This is a genomic window from Paenibacillus zanthoxyli JH29, assembly GCF_000520715.1.
In the GTDB taxonomy this organism is placed as follows: domain Bacteria; phylum Bacillota; class Bacilli; order Paenibacillales; family Paenibacillaceae; genus Paenibacillus_AQ; species Paenibacillus_AQ zanthoxyli.
The window spans coordinates 1-6338 of record NZ_ASSD01000651.1 but is presented as its reverse complement, the minus strand read 5'-3'; the positions used below and the strand labels follow the sequence as shown (position 1 = coordinate 6338).

The 6338-nt window shown below is 58.0% G+C and carries 4 protein-coding genes and 1 pseudogene; 3 read left to right on the top strand and 2 right to left on the bottom strand.

Features of this window, described 5'->3' with window-relative positions:
- On the bottom strand, positions 1–714 hold a 714-nt coding region (locus L691_RS0124775; protein ID WP_025692918.1), incomplete at its 3' end, for a DMT family transporter.
- Between the two features lie 141 nt (positions 715–855).
- On the opposite strand from L691_RS0124775, the gene L691_RS0124770 reads away from it, so the two are divergent.
- The 3 genes from L691_RS0124770 to L691_RS0124760 all read left to right on the top strand — a co-directional run bounded on the left by L691_RS0124770 (position 856) and on the right by L691_RS0124760 (position 6076).
- Positions 856–2262, top strand: coding sequence for an aminotransferase-like domain-containing protein (locus L691_RS0124770; RefSeq protein ID WP_025692917.1), 1407 nt, complete (start codon positions 856–858; stop codon positions 2260–2262).
- Between the two features lie 251 nt (positions 2263–2513).
- Positions 2514–5192 (top strand): pyruvate, phosphate dikinase, encoded by a 2679-nt coding sequence (gene ppdK / locus L691_RS0124765; RefSeq protein WP_025692916.1) that lies wholly within the window; start codon positions 2514–2516, stop codon positions 5190–5192.
- 59 nt (positions 5193–5251) lie between these two features.
- Entirely contained in the window at positions 5252–6076 is an 825-nt protein-coding gene (locus L691_RS0124760) for a pyruvate, water dikinase regulatory protein (RefSeq protein ID WP_025692915.1), read from the top strand.
- Positions 6077–6163: 87 nt separating this feature from the next.
- On the opposite strand, the pseudogene L691_RS32300 reads toward L691_RS0124760, so the two are convergent.
- Positions 6164–6338, bottom strand: a pseudogene (locus L691_RS32300) (nucleoside recognition domain-containing protein); the annotation flags it as partial.

The window sequence follows — 6338 nt, the reverse complement described above, 5'->3', positions numbered from 1 at the left end:
GGCAGGGAGCCAGTAGTACAGGCTGTGGCCGACCATGGAACCGATGACCGTCAGATAAAGAAAGGACCCGGCAGCCTTCCAGGAGAGGAGAAAGCTGATGCTTGGCCGCTCCGCGAAGAGGGAGAGCAGGAGCATCAGCGCCCCGCCGTAAATCATTTGCGCCGCATTCAGCGCGATGGGATGGACATCCGGAAGGCGGGCAGTGACGGTCCGGGTATACAGGGTGCCCGATGCGTAAGCCCATTCCCCGATCAGAATGACGGCGCAGCCGGCAAGCCAGAGCGGGGAGGCGCTGAGAGACAGACTGGGCAGGACCAGCAGAAGCACGCCTGTAAAGCCGATGAGACAGCCGGCCAGAGACAGAGGGGAAGCTTTTTGCCAAAGCAGGAACGTCTGAAGCAGCAGAATCATAATCGGTCCGGTTGCGGAGAGCACGGCAGCAAGGCCGGAGGACACGTACTGCTCGGCCCAATACAGCGCGGCGAATGTGCCGAAGGTCAGCCCGAGTCCGGTCAGCGCCGTTTCTTTGCGGAGCAGCAGGGACAGGGAAGCTTTGCGTTTCCACGACATCCACAGCAGCAGCGCCGCTCCAGCGGCGAAAAACCGCAGACCCGCAGAGAAAAAGGGCGGGGCTCCGGCGTCCACGCCGATTTTAATCGCTAGAAAGGTGGTGCCGAAGATCAGACATACGAGACTGTAAGCCAAAATAATCATATTCAATGCTCCTTTATTGCTTATATATTTTCATCCCATCATATCTGGGCGGAGACAGAACAGATGAAACAGGACAGAACAGATGGGCGGGAAATGAGGTACAATGAATGGCACAGGGATTATACGGGAAGGGATGGAAGAATGAACAAGATATCCGGCAACGAGCAGCATCCGCTGTTCCGGCAGGTCTATGAATATATGACCGCCCGGATCGGCCGGGGCGAGTGGAGAGTGCATGACAAGCTGCCGTCGGTCCGGCTGCTGGCGGAGGAGCTCCGGATTCACCGGCTGACCGTCTTCAAGGCGTACCAGCGGCTGAAGGAGGACGGCAAGGTCTATGTCAGGGACAAGTCCGGCTACTATGTGGCCCCTGCGGCGGCGCCAATTGAAGGCGGTGAAGAAGAGACGGACTTGGGCTACCGGATGTACAACCGGCTCTCGGACATTCAGCGCATGCCGGTCAAATACCAATTCTCCCAGGCGTTGATCGACCCCAATCTGCTGCCGAATCTGTATTTGTCCGATTATGTCAAAGAGGTGTTCGACCGTTACCCGAAGGTGATGGGCACCTATTCCGGCGTGGAGGGCGATAACGAACTGCGGGAGTTCTTAAGCGGACATTTCCGCGTGAGCAGACTGCTTCAGGCTGAGCCGGAAGAACTGCTGATTACTTCAGGCGCCCAGCAGGCGATCAATCTGATAGCCAGCATCATGCTTATGCCGATGGACTGCGTGATGGTGGAGCGCCCGACCTATGGTGTGGCGCTGGATATTTTCCGCCAGCGGGGGGCTCGGCTGCTTGCTGTCGATATTACGCCCGGCGGCTACGACCTAGGCGAGATTGAGGGGCTGATGGAACGGTACAGGCCCCGGCTCTTCTACATGAATCCTACGCATCATAATCCGACCGGGTATACCGTCCCTGTATGGCAGCGCAAACGGCTTGTCGAGCTGGCCGAGCGCTACCGCTGCCTGCTCGTCGAGGACGACCCTTTCCGCGATATGTATTTCGCCGCCGAACCGCCGCCGCCGATTTTTTCTTATGACACGGGAGGCTGGGTCGTGTACCTTGGCAGCTTCAGCAAATATGTGGCGCCGGGCCTGCGCATTTGCGCCGTCATCTGCAGGTTCCCATTGATGGACAAGCTGATTGCGGCAAAGTTCATGGCGGATAACGGAACGCCGCTGCTGAACCAGAAAATCTTTCTGCACTACTTTACTTCCCCGCGTCTGCAGGGGCATCTGGCCAAGCTCCGTATCGCGTTGCAGGTACATAAGGAGATTACGGAGCGTGAGCTGGCGGGGACCGGATGCAGGTGGACGGCTCCTCAGGGCGGTCTGAACCTCTGGGTGAACCTGCCGGAGCATATTCCGCCCGAAACTCTGTTCCGCAAAAGCATGGAGCAGTCGATTGCGTTCGTCCCCGGCGAGATCTGCGATCCGCAGGGAGAAATGAAGTCGTGGATTCGCCTCAGCTATTCGTTCACCCCGGAAGATGTCCTGGATGACGGGATGAGCAAGCTTGCGGAATTGATGCGGAGTCTTTAAGCAATCATAGGTCATACATGCATGTTCTCGTATACGGCAGGCATTCCGGAGATATTTTTTTCGCGGGATGCCTGTTTTTGTGTAAACCGGTTTGAATAAATGTGACATATATAAATTAATCAATTAAATAGTACGTCATATATATTGCCAAATACCGGCATTCATGCTACAACATTAAGTAAGCGTTACTCCTATTTCACAGTCTGGCGGGCAGTTTTGTACCCTACTTTCAATTACGGAGGGATTGTTCAATGCTGAAACGCGTGTACCGGTTTGAAGAAGGAAATGCGGAGATGAAGAATCTGCTGGGCGGAAAAGGAGCGAATCTCGCGGAAATGACGGCTCTCGGCCTGCCGATTCCCCCGGGATTTACGGTAACTACGGAAGCTTGCCAGGCCTATTACGCGGCTGGAGGAAAGATGCCGGAAGGGCTGATGCAGGAGATTCATCACGCGCTGCGCGGTCTGGAAACGGCAAAATCTGCGGAATTCGGAGGTGTGGGCCGGCCGCTGCTCGTATCCGTGCGTTCAGGGTCGGTAACTTCCATGCCGGGCATGATGGACACAATTCTGAACCTCGGCCTCAATGACGAAACGGTCAAGGGACTTGCGGAGCAGACGGGTAACGAAAGATTCGCCTATGATTGCTACCGGAGATTTATCCAGATGTTCGGAGATGTGGTGCTTGGCATTCACTCGATTTATTTCGAACGGCTGATCGAACAAGCCAGAAAGGAAAATGGGCGATCCTGCGATCAGGAGATCCGCGCGGGTGAGTGGAAGGAGCTTATCGCGAAATACAAATGGATTGTGGAGGATCGGACCGGGCAGCCGTTTCCGCAGGATGTAAGCGTTCAACTGAAGCTGGCGGTAGAAGCCGTGTTCCAAAGCTGGAATAACATGAGAGCGAAGGTATACCGGAAAGCGTACGGGATCCCGGATGAGCAGGGAACGGCGGTCAATATCCAGGCGATGGTATTCGGCAATCTCGGAACCGGCAGCGGAACCGGCGTATTGTTTACCCGAAATCCCTCTACGGGAGAACGGGAACTGTACGGTGAATATTTGGCGGACGCCCAAGGCGAAGACGTGGTAGCCGGAGTGCGTACGCCGAGGCCTGTCAGCGAGCTGCGCGAGGAACTGCCGCTTGTGTATGAACAGCTCTCGGCTGCCGCCGGGCTTCTGGAACTTCATTACCGGGATATGCAGGATATCGAGTTCACCGTCGAGAACGGCAGCTTGTACCTGTTACAGACCCGGAGCGGCAAACGGACGGCCCAGGCCTCTATCAAGATCGCCGTGGATTTGACGAAGGAGGGTATCCTCTCGAAAGAGGAAGCCGTCAGCCGGATCGAGCCGGGACATCTGGATCAGCTCCTGCACCGCTCCATTGCCATCCCGCCGGAGCTTGCGCCGATTGCCAAAGGTCTGCCGGCCTCCCCGGGAGCGGCCGTCGGCTTGATCGCGCTGGATGCGGACACCGCCGAGCAGTGGGCCAAGGACGGCCGCAAGGTTGTGCTGGTCAGTACGGAGACCTCTCCGGACGATATTCACGGTATTTTGGCGGCGGAAGGCGTGCTGACGAGCCGGGGCGGCATGACCAGCCATGCCGCAGTTGTGGCGAGAGGCATGGGCAAGCCGTGCGTGTGCGGCTGCGAAGCGCTGAGCGTCGACCATACAGGCCGCAGCGTACGCATTGGAGAGCTTACCCTGGCGGAAGGCGAGGAAATATCGCTGGACGCTTCCGGCGGACGGGTGTTCCAGGGAGGGCTGTCGCTCAGCGATCCGGAAATTACACCAGAGCTGCTTGCGCTGCTGGACTATGCGGACGAGATCCGCAGGCTTCGCATCTATGCGAACGCAGATACACCGAATGATGCCCGTAAGGCGCGGGAATTCGGCGCGGAGGGGATCGGGCTGTGCCGGACGGAGCATATGTTTTTCTCGGGAAGCCGCCTTCCCATCGTCCAGTCGATGATTCTGGCTGGCGGCAGAGAGGAACGGATGCTCTATCTGGACCGGTTGCTGCCGATGCAGCAGGCCGACTTTGAAGATATGTTCGGGGCGATGGACGGCCTTCCGGTAACGATCCGGCTGCTGGACCCGCCGCTGCATGAGTTTTTGCCGAACCTGGATCAGCTTCGGGAGCAGTGCCGCAAGCTTGAGGAGACTGGGGAGAACGGTGAAGAAGTCCGGAAGCTGAAAGCTATGATCTCCAAAGTGAATGAACTGCGGGAGGTCAACCCGATGCTCGGCCTGAGAGGCGTTAGACTGGGCATTTTGTTTCCGGAAATTTATGAAATGCAGATCGAGGCGATCTTTAAAGCCGCTCAATCGGCGCTCCGCCGGGGAGTGGATGTGCGCCCGGAAATTATGATTCCGCTTGTCGGGCATCCGGATGAGCTGAAACGCATGAGAGCGCTGGTCGACGACATCGGGGGCCAGGTGCTTAGCACCGAGTTCAGAGGGCTCAAATACCGGGTGGGGACGATGATTGAAGTGCCCAGAGCCGCGCTGCTGGCGGATACCATTGCGCAGCATGCCGATTTCTTCTCCTTTGGCACGAACGATTTGACCCAGATGACCTTCGGATACAGCCGCGACGATGCGGAAGGGAAATTCCTGAATTCCTATCTGGACGGGAATATCCTCAAGGACAATCCGTTCCAGGTTCTGGACCAGGACGGCGTCGGCCAGCTGATAGAGTGGGCCGTTACCCGGGGCAAGGCGGTGAAGCCGTTCCTGAAGACGGGAATATGCGGCGAGCATGGCGGCGACCGGGAATCGATTTCTTTCTGCCACCGCACGGGGCTCGAATATGTCAGCTGCTCCCCGTACCGCATTCCGTTCGCCCGCATAGCGGCGGCGCAGGCCGCTCTCCTTGACAGAGCGGAGAGACCGCAGAGTCCGGCCGAGAAGCAGCTCGTCTAAGCGGGGCGAAGAGTTGTTCGAAGAGGGGGATTACAATGGATAATCGCAGCAGCCGGGGCATGATAGATACCGAATGGGAGGAGGCGGAACACGGCCGCTGGATCGTCATCTGCTCGGACGCCGTAGGGGAAACGGCCGAGGCCGTTGTGAGCGCGGCCTTGCGCCAGTTTGAGGCCCGGCCCGCCCGGATTAAACGCTTCAGCCATATTGCCGGCGGGAGGGAAATCCGCGAGGCGGTGCGGGAAGCTGCCGAGCGGCGGACGTTTGTTGCCTATACCTTTGCGCAGCCGGAGCTGACCGAAAGGATGATCGGCGAAGCCGCCGCTCACGGCGTGAGGGCCGTGGACATCATGGGTCCCATCATTTCGGCGATCTCGGGTACCTTCCACAATCCGCCCCTTGCGCGGTCCGGGCTGGAAGGCCGATTGAATGAAGCGTATTTTCGCCGGGTTGAGGCTATGGAGTTTGCGGTCAAATACGACGACGGCCGGGATTCGCGGGGAATCGGCCTGGCCGAAATCGTGCTGATCGGCGTCTCCCGCACCTCCAAGACTCCGCTAAGCATTTACTTGGCCCATAAGGGTTACAAGGTGGCGAACTATCCCTTGACGCCCGAGGTTCAGGCTCCCCAGGAGCTGTTTCAGATTCCGAGCCGCCGCATTTTCGGGCTGACGATGGAACTGGAGGCCATTCTTAAGATTCGAACCGAACGGCTGAGATCGCTTGGGCTGCACGCGGAGGCGGACTACGCTGCCGCCCACCGCGTAGTGGAGGAGTTCACTTACGCCGAGGAACTGATGAGGCGGATCGGCTGCAAGGTGATCGACGTGTCCGATAAATCCATCGAGGAGACCGCGGGTTTGATTATCGACTGCATACGATAGAAGGAAAGCAAGGGCCGTTTCCGGCTGCGCAGGATGCGCAGGGGAGACGGCCCTTGGCGTATGAAGTCTTTAAGCTTCCTTCAAGTCCTATACCCAGCCGAAGGCATATGCCGCTTGCGCTACCAGGAAGGTAACGGCGATGGCGATGCCGAGCGGGATGACGGCCGACAGCACGGCCCATTTCACGCTTTTCGTCTCCTTGTAGATGTTAACCAGTGTCGTGCCGCACGGATAATGCAGCAGCGAGAACAGCATCATGTTC

What these genes read in the sequence shown, in the direction of transcription:
- L691_RS0124770 (WP_025692917.1), top strand. Translation starts at nt 856, where the DNA reads ATGAACAAGATATCCGGCAACGAGCAGCATCCGCTGTTCCGGCAGGTC.
- ppdK (WP_025692916.1), top strand. Translation starts at nt 2,514, where the DNA reads ATGCTGAAACGCGTGTACCGGTTTGAAGAAGGAAATGCGGAGATGAAG.
- L691_RS0124760 (WP_025692915.1), top strand. Translation starts at nt 5,252, where the DNA reads ATGATAGATACCGAATGGGAGGAGGCGGAACACGGCCGCTGGATCGTC.